Raw genomic sequence first — 16259 nt, forward strand, 5'->3', positions numbered from 1 at the left:
CGGACCTCGAAGGAGCGCAAGGACCCGAAGGCCTCCTACGACCCGTGGCAGGAACTCGCCAGCGACCGCCCTCATCGGCAGTAAGAGGCACCACTGGGAAGCCGATGACCCCACGCGGACGCCGACCGTGAACAGAGTTGAGCAATTCCCGCCAGCGCGGGGCCGATCCTTCGGTGGTGCAGTACCCGGCGATCGGGCTGGAGCAATCCCCGCGAGCGCGGGGCCGATGACCGGGTCGGGCGTAGGCTCGGTCCATGCCCATCCGCTCTGTGGTGTTCGACATCGGCGAGACCCTGACCAGCGATACCCGGTACTGGGGCGGCTGGGCCCGCTGGCTTCACGTTCCCACGCACACGATGTCGGCCCTGGTCGGGGCCGTACTGGCTCAAGGTCGGGACAATGCCGACGCGATCCGCATCGTACGCCCGGGTGTGGACGTGGCCGCCGAGTGGCGCGCCCGGCAGGCAGTTGGCCAGGGCGACTACCTTGACGAGGCCGACCTCTACCCGGACGTCCGTCCGGCGCTGGCCCGACTCCGGGAAGCGGGGCTGTGGGTCGGGATCGCCGGCAACCAGAACGCCGCGGTGACCGAGCTGCTGTACGACCTCGACCTGCCGGCCGATGCGATCGCCACGTCCGGCGAGTGGGGGGTGTCCAAGCCGAACCCCGGCTTCTTCGCTCGGGTGACGGCGTGGGCGCCTGGTGAACCTCACGAGATCGTGTACATCGGCGACCATCCGACGAACGACGTGACACCTGCCCAGGCTGCCGGCCTCCGAGCCGCGCACCTTCGCCGCGGTCCGATCGGGCTCACGTCGACCGCGCCCACTGCGGACTGGACCGTGAACTCGCTGACCGAACTGGCCGAGGTGCTGGTCGGCCAGTAGCAGGACCGCCCCGGCGGCGTGACCGCCGGGGCGAATCCGCCCGACGCCGTACAAGCGCCGGTACCGTTCCGAGTGCGACCACGGAACGGAGCCACACTATGCCCGTAACCACCGCCACCGCACTCGGTCAGCGAATCGAAACCGCCCGCCTGGCCAGCGGGTTGACGCGTCGACAGCTGGAGACGTTGTCCGGCGTCTCGTACAGCACGATCCGCAAGGTCGAAGGCGGCGAGCGGTCCCCGGGTGACGGAATCCTGGAGGCACTGGCCCGTGCTCTCGACCGCACTCCGGAGGATCTGCTGGACGGCCCCGGTCGTACCGACAGCCGGGTGCACGACGCCATCCCCACCCTGCAGCGCGCGATCGCCGCGTACGACCTGCCGGAGGACGGCCCGGTCCGGTCGCTGCCGCTACTCGCGGCCGACGTCGAACGGGCAGTCGAGGACCGCGTGCAGTCGCGGTACGCACATCTCGCCGAACAGATGCCGCAGTTGCTCAGCGAGTTGTTCCGCGCAGTGGACCAGGCTCGGGGAACTGACCGCGAACGGGCCGCCCGCCTCCTCGCGCTGGCGATCAGGTCGGCGGACGCGGTGGCCTATAAGTACGGCTACGGCGACCTCTCGGGCCGACTGACCGAGCTGATGAGATGGGCGGCATCGATCGCCGCTGATCCCGCCCTCGAAGCCGCCGCGGCGTACGTACGTATGGAGACGTTCTTCTCTGTCGGCCAGCTCGGCCCTGGCTTGCGGTTGCTTCGGACCGCCGTCGACCGGATGCCAGCCCCGACGACGGAGCCGCTCGCTGCGGCTGCTGCCGCCCTGCACATGCGCGCGGCGGTTGCTGCCGGCCGTATGCGGCGCGCGGACGAAGCGCGTGAGCACCTGCGAGACGCCGAGGCGCTGGCCAGCCGGGTGCGGGAGCGGCTCTACGACGGTACGGCGGTCGGGCCTGACAGCCTGGAGGTCCACCGGCTTTCGGTGGCCGTGGAGCTGGGCAAGCCGAAGGATCTCCAGGACGCGGTGGTGGCGGCGGCCCGCTGGGCACCACCGCGCGAACTGCCAGCTGAGCGCCGGTCGCACTACTACATCGACCTCGGCCGGGCCCAGATGCTCCTCGGGCAACCGCAGCACGCGAAGGAATCACTGCTGGTCGCGAGGCAAATCGCCCCGCAACACGTTCGCGAACACGGTCAGGTGCGGACGGAGTTGGCCACGATGGTTCGGCTGTCGCGCGGCCGGGACGAGCAACTGCTCGCTTTCGCTCGGTGGGCCAGGGCTCTGTAAAAGGGGGTGCCACAGGTTGTGGCACTTCCGGGGGTGCCCGACAGGGACGCTTAGAGGCGTGACAGGGACACCGACGCCACAGGTTGTCGAACCGGGGTCAATAAGCCCCGCTCGACTCCACGGAGAAGCGTGTATCGACTGTGGCTCGCCCGAACCGCCTCTGGTAGCGGCTGGTCACGTCTACACGTCGACTGGCCCGACCACGGCGCCGCTCGGCTGGCCGGTCGCGGCTCACCCGAAGTGCAAGGAGACGGCATGTTGACCGACGAACTCACGGTCTCGGTGGACGGCCACTTGGAGCCGGTCACCGCGCCGGCACTGCAGGCACTGGACATCCTGTGGCTGACGGTACGCGAGCTGCCGATGGACAGCCTCCAGATGTGGGCGATGAAGCGGCTGTTTGGCAGCCGCAGCGCGAGCGAGCTGGAACACAGAATGAACGGCGACGAGATCATCGACGTCACGGTCAGCCTGAACGACGGCAGCCTCGTGATCGCGCGGGTGTCGTGCGGCGACGGGCTGACCTGCCGGCAGCGCGTTGCGGCCCGCTACCGCCCGGAGCGGGTGGAGCGACCGGCGGGCCGCCCTGATCAGTGGGTCGTCCTGGACCTGGTGACCGGCTACCCGGCCACCGATTGGTTGTCCTCCGAGTCCGCCGCCCACGAGTGGATCCGCCGAAAGGTGCAGAACGCGAACTACCAGACCGGTCCGGCCCGACGGACCGCCGAGTGAGCGCCGTCGGCGGTACACCGGTCGCGGCCGAGGACCGGATCGAACGGGGTCTGTGTACCGTCTGCGGGCGCGAGGTGGCCGGCCGCGTCCTGCGGGCCCTCACCCCGTACATGGCCGAGGTCGAGCACTGCCCGCCCCTGGACGCCCCGAAGGTTGCGCTGTGCAGGACCAAGACCCGGCGCTGACCGCCATCGACGACCAGCTCACTGCGGCGAGCGCCGATATCGACCAACTGCTCACTGTGGCAGGCGTACGTAGGGGCCCGGCCGTCGACATCGGGGCGGCCCCAGCCTGGGTGCAGACCTCCATCGCGGCCATGGGCCGTGCCATCGACGACGGCACGCTGCAGGTCTGCCGGCACCTCACCGGCCCACAGCCGTGCGCCCTTCAGGCCGAGGTCCCAACCCGCATGATCTGCCTGACCTGCTTCGCGCAGGCGCGGGCCTACCGCACCTGCGCGTCCTGCGGCGCCCCGGCCGGGGCGCCGCCCCCGTACGGCGGGGTGGAGGACCTCATGCGGGTCTGGGTCGTACTGCACTCCCGGGTCCTCTGCATGTCGTGCGCCCGTCCCACCGGGATTGGCGGGACGTTCGGCAGCTAGGCCACTGGCCACGTCACGATGGTGACCCCCAGCAGGAGGAGGACGCGATGGGCGGCACAGTACCCCCAAACGCACAGGGCCGGTGGCAAGAGAAGGGCCGCGGCTCCCGAGGCCCGACCCGGGTACACAAGCGCCCCACCATGCCGCCGGACGATATCCCGGCGGTACCGGAGGTTGAGGAGGACGAGATGAACCCGCAGAAGGACCCCAGCGGTGGCTCGGGCGGGATCGGTGGGCCGAAGTCACCGCCGGCCGCCCCGAAGACCCCGCCCCCGCCGAACGACCCGCCGCCGAACCCCGAGAAGTGACTCCCTGGCCGGCCGTACGGCGGTGCGACCGGCCAGGGCTTACCCGTGGAACAGGCGCCAGAGTGGCACACCAAGAGCAATCCCCGCGAGCGCGGGGCCGATGCCCGTCCCGAACGCGGTTTCCATGACTGCGCGGAGCAATCCCCGCGAGCGCGGGGCCGATCGGGCCCGGGAGGCGAGCATGCCCGCGGTCTCGGAGCAATCCCCGCGAGCGTGGGGCCGATAGCCGGCCCGTAACCGGAGCCCGGCGGGTGGCGGAGCAATCCCCGCGAGCGCGGGGCCGATGAGCTGGAGACCCTCAGCCCGGAGGAGCTGGAGGAGCAATCCCCGCGAGCGCGGGGTCGATCGATCCGGGCCTCGGCCGCGACCGCGACCGGTGGAGCAATCCCCGCGAGCGCGGGGCCGATATGCGGCTGAGGTCAGCCTCGCTGTACGGCAAGGAGCAATCCCCGCGAGCGCGGGGCCGATCGCGCGGCGAACCGTGAAGTCCGAGATTCCTCGGAGCAATCCCCGCGAGCGCGGGGCCGATGCCACCCTCCGCGAGGTCATCCGAGAGAAGTGGGAGCAATCCCCGCGAGCGCGGGGCCGATTTCTTGTGCAGCCGTGCCAGTCGGGCACCGGTGGAGCAATCCCCGCGAGCGCGGGGCCGATAACGCTCTGGTCGAGCGGACGGCAATCGCATCGGAGCAATCCCCGCGAGCGCGGGGCCGATACTTCCTGACCTGCGGTGATTAGCGGGCGAGGGGCCTGATTGATTCAGTTCGATTGGTAGAGGGCTCGTCGAACAGCCGATGCGTTGTTGCCATCTCTCCTTGTCCCAGGGCTGGTTGTCGGTGTCGTGGCCTACGCTCTCGAAGCGTACTCGTACGTGGAGGTTGAGACGATGCTTGAGGACCGTTGGCAGTGGTATCCGCCCGAGGTCAGGGGCTGGCTGGGCGCGTTGTGGGGTAGGTCTGCCGGGCAGAGTGGGGGCGGCGGTTGATGCCGGGTACCGTCACGGTATGACGACCGGTGACTTCGTTGTGGTGACGACGACCCATGACGACGAGACGAAGGCCCGTGAGCTCGCCTCGGCGGTGATCCGTGACCGCCTGGCCGCGTGTGCGCAGGTCTACCGCGTCCAGTCCGTCTACTGGTGGGACGGCAGGGTGCAGGACTCCGCCGAGTGGCGGATCGACTTCAAGTCCCGGGCGAACCTGGCTGATCGGCTGTCCGCGCGCATCGTTGAGCTGCACTCCTACGACACGCCGGAGGTCGTCGGGGTGCCGGTGATCACTGGATCCGCCGCCTACCTGGACTGGGTGGCCGCAGAGACGCGAAGCTGATCGGCAGTTGCTCCAAGGAGGCCCGGATCTCGTCTCGAAAGGCCTGGGCCGCCGGCGATGCCGGGAGTTGGTCGGCCAGTGCGGACAGCCGTACTCGACCCATGGTCGTCTGGGCTTCGAGCGTGGCGGCGAGGGCGCGGCGGCCGATCTCGACGGCCTGGTCGACGGCGCCCGCCGTGAGGTAGCCGGCCGCGACGTCTCCGAGCACTGCGACCCTGATCTTCCGGTCGTCTTCGCCCGGGTCGGCCAGGGTCTGGTCTGCGGCCGCGCCGAGGTCTCGGTGTCGCAGCTTGGCGTAGGTCGCCACCGTCATTGAGCTGAGGCGTGCTTCGCCGAAGAAGGAAAACCAGGCCGGAGCGGTGTCGGGCTCCGCGTAGTCGAAGGCAGTCCGGGCGCGGTCCAGTGCACGCAGTGCCGACTCCCTGTCGTCGTCCGCTGCGGCCTCCTCGGCTTCCCGTGCGGCGAGCCAGGCCCGGGCCGCTTCCAGGCCTCGGCCCCGGACATTCTCCTGTGCAGCGGCGAGCATCTGCCGAGCCGTTGCTGCATCCACCCCGTACGAGGCGTAGCCCAGGGCGAGGGCATGCAGCGGGCCGTGTCCGGCGCGGTCGGCCGCGAGTCGAGCCGTCCGGTAGTAGTGACCGGCGCGCGAGTAGTCGCCGAGGTCCCAATAGGTCCATCCGGCCAGAGCCGCGGTCTCTCCAGCGGCGATGGTGAGCGCGCCCCGGTGGGTGACTGCGTTCGGCAGGACCGCAGTGATGTGGTCGATATGCGTGGACAGGTGCGCGGCGAGCAGTCGAGCCGGGATGTGTTCCTCGTCCCCGAACTGTCGAACGCTGGGAGAAGGTCGGTAGCCCGGGACAGGCCGCGTTCGGCCTCATGGTGAGCGGCGAGGACCAGCGGGTCTGGATCGGGGATCCGAGCGGCCCGAGCTGGCTCCTCCCCGGCTGACTGCCGGTACTCTGGGCTGCCCCGTCGCGGAGGAGGACCAGATGGACGAGGACGAACCCCTGGGGCAGTGGGCAGCGCGGCGGGACGCGCGGCGTCGGCCGGTCGGCGAACTCAAGGCCGCGACCATCGGCCACGAGACCGCACCGGCCCACCTGTACCAGGACGCACCTCGACTCATCTCCTGCTGGGACGGCTACCAGTGGGTACCGGAGACGATCGCGCCGAACTACGCTGCCGCACAGCGCCTCCTGCACGGCATCGACGGCGACGGGGTGATTCCGATGTCTTCGGCTCGACCTCCGAAGAAGCCGGCGGGGAAGCATCGCAAGCCCTGACCGGCCGTACCACGGTGCGGCCGGTCAGCGTCATCCATCACGGAGCAGTCGCCGGAGCGGCACCCCGATCGCACGGGCGATCGCGCTGAACTTGTCGAGCGTGGGCGGCACGGGCCCGTTCTCGAACCGGCCGACGGTCCGCCTGTCCAGTCCGGCCTGCTGCGTCTCTATGGGCACACACGGGGGAGCCCCCGTGAGCGCGGGGTCGACGCCAGCTGAGCCCGGGTCTCCGCGAGTTGCCGGGAGCAATCCCCGCGAGCGCGGGGCCGACGGCTGGCTCGCTGCCTACTCCGACGGCGGCGGGGAGCAACCCCCGCGAGCTCGGGGCCGACGGCGCTGAATGCTGGGGCAGCGACACCGAGCTGGAGCAACCCCCGCGAGCGCGGGGCCGACATGGTCCACGGGGCGAGGCCTGCGCGGCTCAGGGAGCAACCCCCGCGAGCGCGGGGCCGACCGTACGCCACCCGCGCACGCAAGTGGCAGCCGGGAGCAACCCCCGCGAGCGCGGGGCCGCCCTACTCCCGGCTGCTCAAGCTGCTGACCCACCCGGAGCAACCCCCGCGAGCGCGGGGCCGACCAACTGCTGGCGCTGGTGGAGTACGACCGCACGGAGCAACCCCCTCGAGCGCGGGGCCGACTGCCACGGGTACGGCGTCCACCGATCCCAACGCGAGCAACCCCCGCGAGCGCGGGGCCGACCCCGCCTGCTGCTCGCCGCATCGGCCCTCGCGGGAGCAACCCCCGCGAGCGCGGGGCCGACATCCGGCCGCACTGCGGGCACGCGGACGCACCGGAGCAACCCCCGCGAGCGCGGGGCCGACTGGTAGGTGGTGGGGTTCAACTCGGTCTCCCTGGAGCAACCCCCGCGAGCGCCGGGCCGACGTGGTAGCGGACCCAGAATGGGGCCGCGCCGTGGAGCAACCCCCGCGAGCGCGGGGCCGACGGAGTGGCCTCCGCCCCCGATTGCGGGGCGCAGGAGCAACCCCCGCGAGCGCGGGGCCGACGTCACCAGCACGTTCAGGCCCGAACGAACCGTGGAGCAACCCCCGCGAGCATGGGGCCGACTGCTCCACTCCGGGCCCGTAGAGCTCCCACAGGGAGCAACCCCCGCGAGCGCGGGGCCGACCACGGCGGTCCGGTGCCGCCGGAGGTGACCGGGGAGCAACCCCCGCGAGCGCGGGGCCGACAAGTCTCGGTCCCCGGCGGGATCCTGCAACACAGAGCAACCCCCGCGAGCGCGGGGCCGACGCAGGTGGCGACGATGGTGTGGAGCCGGGGGAGGAGCAACCCCCGTGAGCGCGGGGCCGACGCCTCTGCCTGTGACTCCCCGTACGTCAGGTCGGAGCAACCCCCGCGAGCGCGGGGCCGACTCGCGCGGGTTGAACGGCGCGAGGTCGCCCTCGGAGCAACCCCCGCGAGCGCGGGGCCGACGTGCCGTAGAGCGCGCCAAACCGGTCCTTGCCCGAGCAACCCCCGCGAGCGCGGGGCCGACGTCATGCGGTCATCCTCCCGAGTGGGTCGACTGGAGCAACCCCCGCGAGCGCGGGGCCGACTCCGACTATGCGGTGACGTTGCTGCTGACCTGGGAGCAACCCCCGCGAGCGCGGGGCCGACCTTCGGCCGACCATGATCACGGTCATCACACCCGAGCAACCCCCGCGAGCGCGGGGCCGACGAGGTGCTCTCCGCCCTCCAGCGGCACCGCCAGGAGCAACCCCCGCGAGCGCGGGGCCGACGACTTGTGCCTGTCGGGCTTGACGGGCCTCATGGAGCAACCCCCGCGAGCGCGGGGCCGACGCGGCCGGTCCGGCAGGGGCGGGGAGAGGTGGGGAGCAACCCCCGCGAGCGCGGGGCCGACTCATCGACCAGCAGCACGGGCTCCTTCGGCTGGGAGCAACCCCCGCGAGCGCGGGGCCGACCCCGGGTGCTGGAGCTTCCAGGCGAGGACGGCGGAACAACCCCCGCGAGCGCGGGGCCGACCAGCACCGCGGTCAGCTCCGGTTCGCCGAGCGGGAGCAACCCCCGCGAGCGCGGGGCCGACCCGAACCCGGTGACCAGCGAGCCCACTCACCGGGAGCAACCCCCGCGAGCGCGGGGCCGACACTTTCTGACCTGCGGTGATTAGCGGCCGAGGGGCCTGATTGATTCAGTTCGACCGGATGACGGCCCGGAGGGGAGCTGATGTATGACCGTCATATTTCTTTGCTCCGAGGTGAGTTGTCAGTGGGGTGTCCTAGGCTCTCGAAGCGTACCTGCGTGTGGAGGTTGAGGCGATGGTTGAGGACCGTTGGCAGTGGTACCCGCCCGAGGTCAGGGGCTGGCTGGGTGCGCTGTGGGGTAAGTCGGCCGGGCGGGCCGGGGGAACGGCCAATCTCCTGCTGTCGCACATGCTGGACACTGCGGCGGTGGCAGAGATCCTCTGGGACCGCTACCTGCCGCCGGTGACGCGGTGGCGTCTGGACGCTCTCGCGGGGGGCACGGGTAAGGGGCGGCGTCTGTTCGCCTGGTTGTGCGGGATTCATGACTGTGGCAAGGCCACCCCGGTGTTTCAGCATCTCGACGCCGCTGGTGAGGCTGCGGTCCGTCAAGCGGGGCTTACCTGGGACAAGTACGCGGTGAAGGGCTCGTCTTGGCGGCATGACAAAGCCGGTGCCCGGGTGCTGAGGGCGCTGCTCACTGACGCGAAGTGGAGCGAGGAACAGGTCGGCTGGGTCTGGCCGCTGGTCGCCGGCCACCACGGGCTGATTCCGACGTTGGGGCAGCTGAGCCCGCCGAAGAAGAACGAAAAGCTGCAAGGCAGCAGCCGGCCCTGGAAGCTCGCGCAGTCGGCGCTGGTGGAGGTGTTCTCGCGGGAGCTCGGCTATGAGGGGAAGTCGCCGCTGGCCGCGGCGGAGCCGGTGCTGGTGCCGAGCCGTGCGGCGCAGCTCCAGCTGTCCGGCTTCGTGGTGATGGCGGACTGGATCGCCAGCGACGAGCGGCACTTCACGGGTGTGTCCGACCTGGCGAAGGTGACGTTGCATCAAGCGCGGCAGCGGGCTGCGGCGGCGTGGTCGAGGCTCGAACTGCGCGGTGGATGGGGAGCGTTGGCGGCGCCCGGCCCGGAGACGTTTCGGGACCGGTTCGGCCACGGGACCAGGCCCTCGCAGGAGTTGGTCCTCGACGTGGTGCGTCGGATGGGCGGGCCCGGTCTGGTGATCGTCGAGGCGCCGATGGGGGAGGGGAAGACGAAGGCGGCTCTGGCGGCGGCCGAGCTGATGGCAGCGCGTCACGGTGCGGACGGGGTGTTCCTGGGCATGCCGACCCAGGCGACGGCGGACCCGATGTTCACCCAGGTCCGGTCGTGGCTGCGCGAGGTCGGCGATGGGCTGGAGGGCCAGGTCGCGCTGCTGCATGGCAAGCGGATGTTCAACAAGGAGTGGCGCGGCCTGCTGGAGGGCGCGGGGGAGTGGGGGCAGGACGCCGACGACCCCTTCTCGTCGGTGGGAGAAGACGAGTTCGGCATGCAGACCGACTGCTTCGACGGTTGTGTGGACGGGGAGCGCAGGGCCCCCGCCGAGTGGTTCCTCGGGCGTCGCCGTGGTCTGCTGAGCCCGTTCGCGGTCGGCACCATCGACCAGCTCCTCTACGCCGCCACCCGTACCAAGCACGTGATGCTGCGGATGGCCGGGCTGGTGGGCAAGGTCGTGATCCTCGACGAGGTCCACGCCGCCGACGTCTACATGTCGCAGTTCCTGCTGGAGGGCCTGTGGTGGCTCGGGCAGGCCGGCGTGCCGGTGGTGCTGTTGTCGGCGACGCTGCCGCCGGAGCAGAGGCGTCGCCTGGTCGCCGCCTACCTGGCCGGTACGCAGTCGGCGGAGGTCTCGGCGGCCCTGGAGCTTCCCGAGCCGGAGGGCTATCCGAGCGTCACGGCGGCCTGGGCGGGGCCGGACGGGCAGCCGGAAGTGCTGGTGGAGGGCACCGCGTCCTGGCGTGAGGACCTTCAGGTGCGGGTCGAGGTGCTCGACGAGCAGCCGACGCGGACCGACGCCCAAGTCGCGCAGGATGCCGCCGTGGTCGACTATCTGAGGGAGCGGCTGGTCGACGGTGGGTGCGTCCTGGTCATCCGGAACACCGTGGCCCGCGCCCAGTCCGCGTTCGAGGCCCTTCACAAGGAGTTCGGCGCTGATGTCCGGCTCCTGCACGGGCGCCTGCACGCCGGCCACCGGGCGGACCGTACGCAGGAGGTGCTGAAGCTCCTCGGACCGCCGGCCGCGGGATCCGGGCGTCCCGGCAGGATGATCGTCGTCGCGACCCAGCTCGCGGAGCAGTCCTTCGACGTCGACGCCGATCTGTTGATCACCGACCTCGCTCCGATGGACCTGCTCCTCCAGCGCATCGGACGCCTCCACCGCCACGACGGCGCGCAGCGCCCCCGCCGGCTGTCCCGGCCCACCGTCGCCGTCACCGGCGTGCACTTCGACGACGACGGCGCGCCGCAGATCCTGCGCGACTCCGAGGGGATCTACGGCCGCTACCTTCTGCTGCGCACGGCCGTCGAGGTCGAGCGGACGGCGAAGGCCGACGGAGGCGCGTGGAGCATCCCCGGCCAGGTGCCGGAGCTGGTCGCCCGGGTCTACGGTACCGACCCCGTCGTCCCGGCGGAGTGGGGCGAGGCCGAGGCGCAGGCCCGGCAGGACTGGGAGGAACGGCAGGCCAAACGCCGCGAGGAAGCCGCCCAGTACGTCCTGACCCGCGCCGGGGAGCACGGTTCGCAGACTCTGGCCGGTCTGCACTACGGAGCCCACGGCACGCTGACAGAGGGACAGTTCGAGGCACTCGTCCGGGACGGGGACCGGAGTGTGGAGGTCGTGCTGGTGCGCCGCACCGGGGAAGACTTCCACGCGATGACGGGCCGTAAGATCGGCCCCAACGGGACGGTCGCGGCCGAGATGGTGGACGACGTGCTCTCCGGGACGGTGCGCCTGCCCACCAAACTGACAAAGACTGCCGAGCAGGCGCTCGGTCCGCTGTCGGGCTGGCGCGACCATCCATGGCTGCGATACAGCCTGGCCCTCGAACTCGACGAGCACGGCGAAGCAGCCCTCGGTGACTTCCAGCTGCGCTACGACGACCTGCTCGGCCTCGTGGTGATCGGAGGGCCCCAGCGCGCCCCAGTACCGATAAAGGCGAGGGGGTGAGTCGAACAGGCGTCGACCCACCCCCTCAACCCCGCGCCCCCTCAACCCCGCGACCGCGGGGCCGACTTGCGGCCGACCTGGGCCGGAAAACACGGCCACGGGCCATCCCCGCGCACCGAAGCCGCGGGGCCGGGGGCAATTCAAGCATTCACCCCACAACAGGCATCCGCCGGTGCCACGATGCATCAGCAACAAGCTAAACATGGCTAGTTGGGAGATCAGCGCATGCCTGGGTACAACCTTGTCGAGGAACCGTGGCTGACGGTACGACCCGTCGGTGGCGGGCCCCCCGTGCAGGTGGGGATCGCTGAGGCCCTGGCCCGGGCCCACGAGTTCGAGGGCCTCGTCGTGGAGTTCTCCACCCAGCTGCCGGCCGTCCTGCGCCAGGTCCTGCTGCCCGTCGTCGCCGACGCCACCGGCGCGCCCCGGAACCCCGGGGAGAAGGGTGAGCGGCTCACCCGGGGCGGATTCACGAAGGGCGAGCTGGGCAGCCTGGAGACCTACCTCTCCGATCACCACGCGAAGTTCGACCTCTTCGACCCCGCCGCCCCGTTCGGGCAGGTCGCCGGGCTGCGCACCGCCAAGGACGAGACGAAGGGCTCCGCCGCCCTGGTGGCGACCGCGGCGAGCGGCAACAACGTCCCGCTGTTCGGCACCCGTACCGACGCGGATCCGCTCGACCTGACGCCGGCGCAGGCCGCCCACTGGCTCGTGCACGCCCACTGCTGGGACACCGCGGCGATCAAGACCGGCGTCGTCGGTGATGACCAGGTCAAGGCGGGCAAGACGACCGGGAACCCCACCGGCCCGCTCGGCCAGCTCGGCGTCATCATCCCCACCGGGCGCACCCTGTACGAGACCCTCCTGCTGAACCTTCCGCTCACCCCGCCCGACAACCTCGGCCTCCCGCAGTGGAAACGCGCCCCGCACGGCCCCGCCTGGCAGCCCCGCGCGGCCGAAGGCCTCCTCGACCTGTGGACCTGGCAGGCCCGGCGGATCCGCCTCATCCCGCACCAGGACGAGGCCGGGCAGCTGAAGGTGGCCCGGGTCGTCATCAGCGCGGGGGACCGGCTGACGCCCATGCCCGAGCAGGAGCCCCACACCGCCTGGACCTTCACCGCCCCCGCCAAGAAGTCCGCCTCCGCCCTGCCCGAGCGCAGGCCGCGCCGCCACACCCAGGGCAAGGCCGCCTGGCGCGGTCTGGAGGCCCTTCTCACGCCCACTCGCCAGGGCCCCGACGGCGGCTTCGAGACCAGCATCCTGCTCGACCAGATCAGCGCCCTGCAAGAGGACGACCAACTCCCCGCCGACTACCCGCTCCAGGTCGAGACCTTCGGCATGGTCTACGGCACCCAGTCCGCGATCGTCGAGGACGTCATCCACGACGCCATCCCCCTGCCGCTGCTCGCCCTCCAGCAGGACAGCGAGGCCCAACTGCTCCTCCTGGACGTCGCCGAGCAGGCGGAACGACTCGCCCAGGCCGTCAGCAACCTCTCCGCCGACCTGCGCCGGGCCGCTGGAACGGACCCCATCCCGTGGGACAAGGGCCAGCGACCGGGCGAACTCCTCCTTCACACCCTCGACCCCCTGGTGCGCCGCCTGCTCGCCGGCGTCTGCACCGCCGGCGCAGACGATGAGGCTCTGGAGCGGGGCCGGCTCGCATGGGAACAACTCGCCCACCGCCAGGCGTGGGACCTGGCGAACACGCTCCTGCTGGCCGCACCCGCCACCACCTTCGGCGGCCGCACGATCAGCCAGGGCGGCAAGGCGGGCAAGACGCAGACCTACAGGCTCGGCACCGCGGGCGCCAACTTCCGGCGCCGACTCGACGAGATCCTTCCCCGGTACGCCGATGCCCTACGGGAAGCGGCCGCCGCGCGGGCGACCGAGACCGGCCCCGCCCTCGACCACGACCCCGGAGCGGACTTTGACGACTGAGCACACCGCCGCCGCTGAGCACACCGCTGCGACTGGGAACGCCGCCGCCCGACGGCGCCGGTACTGGGACGAGTTCACCGGCCCCGACCACAACTGGCGGTACGACCCCCGCACCAAGCAACCACGCCGGCCGCCCGGCGAGGACCTGGCGGCCCTGCGCTCCGGCCTCGGGCGCCCCGTCATGGACAGCCCCAAGATGTGGCCGCTCTACAGCTGCGAGGTCAACGACGTCCTCGCGCTGCGCGACGAGGTCTCCGACGAGCAGAAGGCCGAGCACGCCGCGCTGGCCCTCTACGGCCTGCACCAGCAGAGCCAGTCCAAGCCGATGCACCGCCGTGGCGTCAAGCTCGGGGAGGCGCTGCGAGTGCTGCGCCGGAGCGGCAAGGTCAGCGAGGAGGCGCTCGACACCCGGGTCGCGCAACTCGCGGGCGCCACCAGCGTGTCCGCGCTGCTGGTCCACCTACGTGGCCTGATCACCCAACTGCGTTCCATCACACAGCCGTTGGACTACAGCCACCTGATGGCCGACATCCAGGCCTGGCACAGCACCGACCGGCGCCCGCAGGTCCGCCTCAAGTGGGCGATCGGCTACCAGGCGTGGAAGGACAAGACGCCCGCCGACAGCTGATCACCCCCCGCCGCACCCGTCGCCGGCACCACCACCCCCGAGGAGAAGCGCATGACCGCCCGCCTCTACATCGACGTCCACATCCTGCAGACCGTCCCGCCGGCCAACCTCAACCGGGACGACAACGGCAACCCCAAGGAGGCGTACTTCGGCGGCAAGCGCCGCTCGCGCGTCTCCTCCCAGGCCTGGAAGCGTGCCACCCGCATCCACTTCGCCGAGAGCCGCGACCGGCAGGACCTCGCCACCCGCACCAAGCGGATCGCCGCCCAGCTCGCCAAGGGCATCACCGAGCGCACCGGCATCGAGGCCGAGGACGCGCAGCGGATCGCCGACGCCCTGATCAAGTCGACCGGGATCTCCGCCGGCAAGAAGGAGGGCGACACCGCCTACCTGCTCTTCTACGGGCGCCGCCAGCTGGACGGCATCGTCGACCTGGTCGCCGACACCGCCGCCGCCCTCGCCGCCCTCGACGCCAAGGCCCTCGACGAGGCCGTCAAGGCCCTGCCGGTCAAGGAGCAGCTGCAGAGCGGCCACCCGGCCGACGTCGCGCTCTTCGGCCGGATGGTCGCCGACATCCCCGGCCTGAACGTCGACGCCGCCACCCAGGTGGCGCACGCGATCTCCACCCATGCCACCGAACTCGAGTTCGACTACTACACGGCCGTCGACGACGAGAACACCGCCGACGAGACCGGCGCCGGCATGATCGGCACCATCGGCTTCAACTCCGCCACCCTCTACCGCTACGCGACCGTGGGCCTGCACCAGCTGCGCGGCAACCTCGGCGACGACAAGGCCGCCGTCGACGCCGTCGACCTGTTCGTCGACTCCTTCGCCCGGTCCATGCCCACCGGCTACGGCAACTCCTTCGCGCACCGCACCCGCCCCAGCCTGGTGGCCGTCGTCGTGCGCGCCGACCAGCCCGTGAACCTCGTGTCCGCCTACGAGAACCCCGTCCCGGCGAGCCGGGGCATCGTCGCCGAGTCCGCGCGCCGCCTCGCCGTGGAGTTCGCCACCGCCACCGAGCAGTGGGGAGACAGCCCGCTGTACGTCGGCATCTGCCACACCCTCGGCGCGGACACCGGCGTCGACGAGCCCGTGCAGCAGCTGGCGGAGGCCTTCGGCGCGAACCGCACCTTCACCGAGCTGCGCGACGGCCTGCGCACCGCCCTCACCGAGCGGGTGAACGACAACTGATGCCCGCCGACCCGACCCCCACCACCACCCCCGCACCGGCCCCGGAGCAGGCGGAGGACCAGGCGGTCCTCGTCCTGCGCCTGGCCGGGCCGCTCCAGTCCTGGGGTGACCGCAGCGCCTTCAACCGCCGCGACACCCCGCCCCAGCCGACCAAGTCCGGCGTCGTCGGCCTGCTCGCCGCCGCCGCCGGACTCCCCCGCGAAGCGGACATCACCGGCCTGGTCGGCCTGCGCCTGGGCGTGCGCATCGACCAGACCGGCACGCTGCTGCGCGACTACCACACCGTCAGCGACTACCGGGGCCGCCCGCTGCCGCAGAGCGGCGTCAACGCCAAGGGCATCCAGAAGCCGACCTCCCCGGCCAAGGACACCCACGTCACCCACCGCTACTACCTCCAGGACGCGGTGTTCGTCGCCGCCGTCCAGGGTCCGGCCGGCCTCGTCGCGACGCTCGCCGAGGCGATCCGCCGCCCCGCCTTCCCGCTCGCCCTCGGCCGCCGCTCCTGCGTCCCCACCCAGCCGATCGCCCTCGGCGCCGTGCGCACCGGAGCCCTGGAGGACGTGCTGGCGGACGAGCCCTGGCAGGCGGGCACCGCCGTCAAGGCCGCCTACCGCCGCCGGGCCGAACGCGGTCCGGATCCGTTCTCGCCGCACCGGATCGACCTGGCCGCGACCTTCGACGACCCGGCCGGCGACGACACCTCGCAGGACGTCCCGCGCTCCTTCGCGCCCCGCGAACGCGGCTTCACCACCCGGCGGATCCGCCACGCCTGGCTCAACGTCCCCACCGGCCTCGCCCCGTCCGCCCTGTCTGCCGCGTCCACCCCGCCCACCACGACCGCCCAACCGGCCACTGCGGCCGGCGGCCACGACCCGTTCGCCCTGCTGGGCTGGTGACCAG

14 protein-coding genes and 2 CRISPR repeat arrays are annotated in these 16259 nt (G+C 71.6%); of the genes, 12 read left to right on the forward strand and 2 right to left on the reverse strand.

Going from position 1 to position 16259, the window contains the following annotated elements; genetic code table 11:
- The first annotated feature begins 254 nt into the window (after positions 1-254).
- The 6 genes from ACIOGZ_RS24455 to cutA all read left to right on the forward strand — a co-directional run bounded on the left by ACIOGZ_RS24455 (position 255) and on the right by cutA (position 5136).
- Positions 255-887 (forward strand): HAD family hydrolase, encoded by a 633-nt coding sequence (locus ACIOGZ_RS24455; protein WP_363583333.1) that lies wholly within the window; start codon positions 255-257, stop codon positions 885-887.
- 98 nt (positions 888-985) lie between these two features.
- Positions 986-2170 carry a helix-turn-helix domain-containing protein gene (locus ACIOGZ_RS24460; protein WP_400987258.1) on the forward strand — a complete coding sequence of 395 codons (1185 nt, stop codon included), beginning with the start codon at positions 986-988 and terminating at the stop codon, positions 2168-2170.
- 258 nt (positions 2171-2428) lie between these two features.
- The gene (locus ACIOGZ_RS24465) at positions 2429-2902 is read left to right on the forward strand and encodes a hypothetical protein (RefSeq protein ID WP_400987260.1); all 474 of its coding nucleotides are present in this window, start codon (positions 2429-2431) and stop codon (positions 2900-2902) included.
- Positions 2899-3087 (forward strand): hypothetical protein, encoded by a 189-nt coding sequence (locus tag ACIOGZ_RS24470; RefSeq protein ID WP_363583339.1) that lies wholly within the window; start codon positions 2899-2901, stop codon positions 3085-3087. The genes ACIOGZ_RS24465 and ACIOGZ_RS24470 overlap by 4 nt, the downstream gene beginning before the upstream one ends.
- On the forward strand, positions 3063-3503 hold the full coding sequence (locus tag ACIOGZ_RS24475) for a hypothetical protein (RefSeq protein WP_363583341.1): 441 nt from the start codon (positions 3063-3065) through the stop codon (positions 3501-3503). Before ACIOGZ_RS24470 ends, ACIOGZ_RS24475 begins: the two co-directional genes overlap by 25 nt.
- A 381-nt stretch (positions 3504-3884) precedes the next feature.
- Positions 3885-4523: a CRISPR direct-repeat array (repeat unit 29 nt; unit sequence GGAGCAATCCCCGCGAGCGCGGGGCCGAT).
- Positions 4524-4812: 289 nt separating this feature from the next.
- A complete protein-coding gene (gene cutA, locus ACIOGZ_RS24480) occupies positions 4813-5136 on the forward strand; it encodes a divalent-cation tolerance protein CutA (RefSeq protein WP_363629948.1) in 324 nt (107 codons plus the stop codon).
- On the opposite strand, the gene ACIOGZ_RS24485 is transcribed toward cutA, so the two are convergent.
- Complete coding sequence (locus ACIOGZ_RS24485) at positions 5084-5662, reverse strand: hypothetical protein (RefSeq protein ID WP_400987263.1); 579 nt, start codon at positions 5660-5662, stop codon at positions 5084-5086. The genes cutA and ACIOGZ_RS24485 overlap by 53 nt on opposite strands.
- Before the next feature lie 463 nt (positions 5663-6125).
- Between ACIOGZ_RS24485 and ACIOGZ_RS24490 the strand changes: the two genes are divergently transcribed.
- Positions 6126-6419: a DUF6087 family protein gene (locus ACIOGZ_RS24490; protein ID WP_363583347.1), complete on the forward strand. Its 294-nt coding sequence runs from the start codon at positions 6126-6128 to the stop codon at positions 6417-6419.
- A 30-nt stretch (positions 6420-6449) separates the two neighbouring features.
- Here ACIOGZ_RS24490 and ACIOGZ_RS24495 read toward each other — a convergent pair whose 3' ends face one another.
- Positions 6450-6596, reverse strand: a complete 147-nt coding sequence (locus tag ACIOGZ_RS24495; protein WP_363629954.1) for a helix-turn-helix transcriptional regulator — start codon at positions 6594-6596, stop codon at positions 6450-6452.
- A 4-nt stretch (positions 6597-6600) separates the two neighbouring features.
- Positions 6601-8521: a CRISPR direct-repeat array (repeat unit 29 nt; unit sequence GGAGCAACCCCCGCGAGCGCGGGGCCGAC).
- A 171-nt stretch (positions 8522-8692) separates the two neighbouring features.
- Between ACIOGZ_RS24495 and cas3 the strand changes: the two genes are divergently transcribed.
- From cas3 to cas5e, 5 genes are all read left to right on the forward strand, one after another.
- Positions 8693-11596 carry a CRISPR-associated helicase Cas3' gene (gene cas3 / locus ACIOGZ_RS24500; RefSeq protein ID WP_400987265.1) on the forward strand — a complete coding sequence of 968 codons (2904 nt, stop codon included), beginning with the start codon at positions 8693-8695 and terminating at the stop codon, positions 11594-11596.
- A 225-nt stretch (positions 11597-11821) separates the two neighbouring features.
- Positions 11822-13534 carry a type I-E CRISPR-associated protein Cse1/CasA gene (casA, locus tag ACIOGZ_RS24505; RefSeq protein WP_400987267.1) on the forward strand — a complete coding sequence of 571 codons (1713 nt, stop codon included), beginning with the start codon at positions 11822-11824 and terminating at the stop codon, positions 13532-13534.
- Positions 13524-14162, forward strand: a complete 639-nt coding sequence (casB, locus tag ACIOGZ_RS24510) for a type I-E CRISPR-associated protein Cse2/CasB (protein ID WP_400987269.1) — start codon at positions 13524-13526, stop codon at positions 14160-14162. The genes casA and casB overlap by 11 nt, the downstream gene beginning before the upstream one ends.
- Positions 14163-14213: 51 nt before the next feature.
- A complete protein-coding gene (gene cas7e, locus ACIOGZ_RS24515) occupies positions 14214-15359 on the forward strand; it encodes a type I-E CRISPR-associated protein Cas7/Cse4/CasC (protein ID WP_400987271.1) in 1146 nt (381 codons plus the stop codon).
- Positions 15359-16255 (forward strand): type I-E CRISPR-associated protein Cas5/CasD, encoded by an 897-nt coding sequence (gene cas5e, locus ACIOGZ_RS24520; protein ID WP_400987273.1) that lies wholly within the window; start codon positions 15359-15361, stop codon positions 16253-16255. Before cas7e ends, cas5e begins: the two co-directional genes overlap by 1 nt.
- The last annotated feature ends 4 nt before the right edge of the window (positions 16256-16259 follow it).

The sequence above is a fragment of the Kitasatospora sp. NPDC088160 genome (genome assembly GCF_044741445.1).
In the GTDB taxonomy this organism is placed as follows: domain Bacteria; phylum Actinomycetota; class Actinomycetes; order Streptomycetales; family Streptomycetaceae; genus Kitasatospora.

Bases quoted from the DNA above. Each gene is read 5' to 3' on its own strand.
- ACIOGZ_RS24455 (WP_363583333.1), top strand. From the start codon at position 255: ATGCCCATCCGCTCTGTGGTGTTCGACATCGGCGAGACCCTGACCAGC.
- ACIOGZ_RS24460 (WP_400987258.1), top strand. From the start codon at position 986: ATGCCCGTAACCACCGCCACCGCACTCGGTCAGCGAATCGAAACCGCC.
- cutA (WP_363629948.1), top strand. From the start codon at position 4,813: ATGACGACCGGTGACTTCGTTGTGGTGACGACGACCCATGACGACGAG.
- ACIOGZ_RS24485 (WP_400987263.1), bottom strand. From the start codon at position 5,662: ATGCTCGCCGCTGCACAGGAGAATGTCCGGGGCCGAGGCCTGGAAGCG.
- ACIOGZ_RS24490 (WP_363583347.1), top strand. From the start codon at position 6,126: ATGGACGAGGACGAACCCCTGGGGCAGTGGGCAGCGCGGCGGGACGCG.
- cas3 (WP_400987265.1), top strand. From the start codon at position 8,693: ATGGTTGAGGACCGTTGGCAGTGGTACCCGCCCGAGGTCAGGGGCTGG.
- casA (WP_400987267.1), top strand. From the start codon at position 11,822: ATGCCTGGGTACAACCTTGTCGAGGAACCGTGGCTGACGGTACGACCC.
- cas7e (WP_400987271.1), top strand. From the start codon at position 14,214: ATGACCGCCCGCCTCTACATCGACGTCCACATCCTGCAGACCGTCCCG.
- cas5e (WP_400987273.1), top strand. From the start codon at position 15,359: ATGCCCGCCGACCCGACCCCCACCACCACCCCCGCACCGGCCCCGGAG.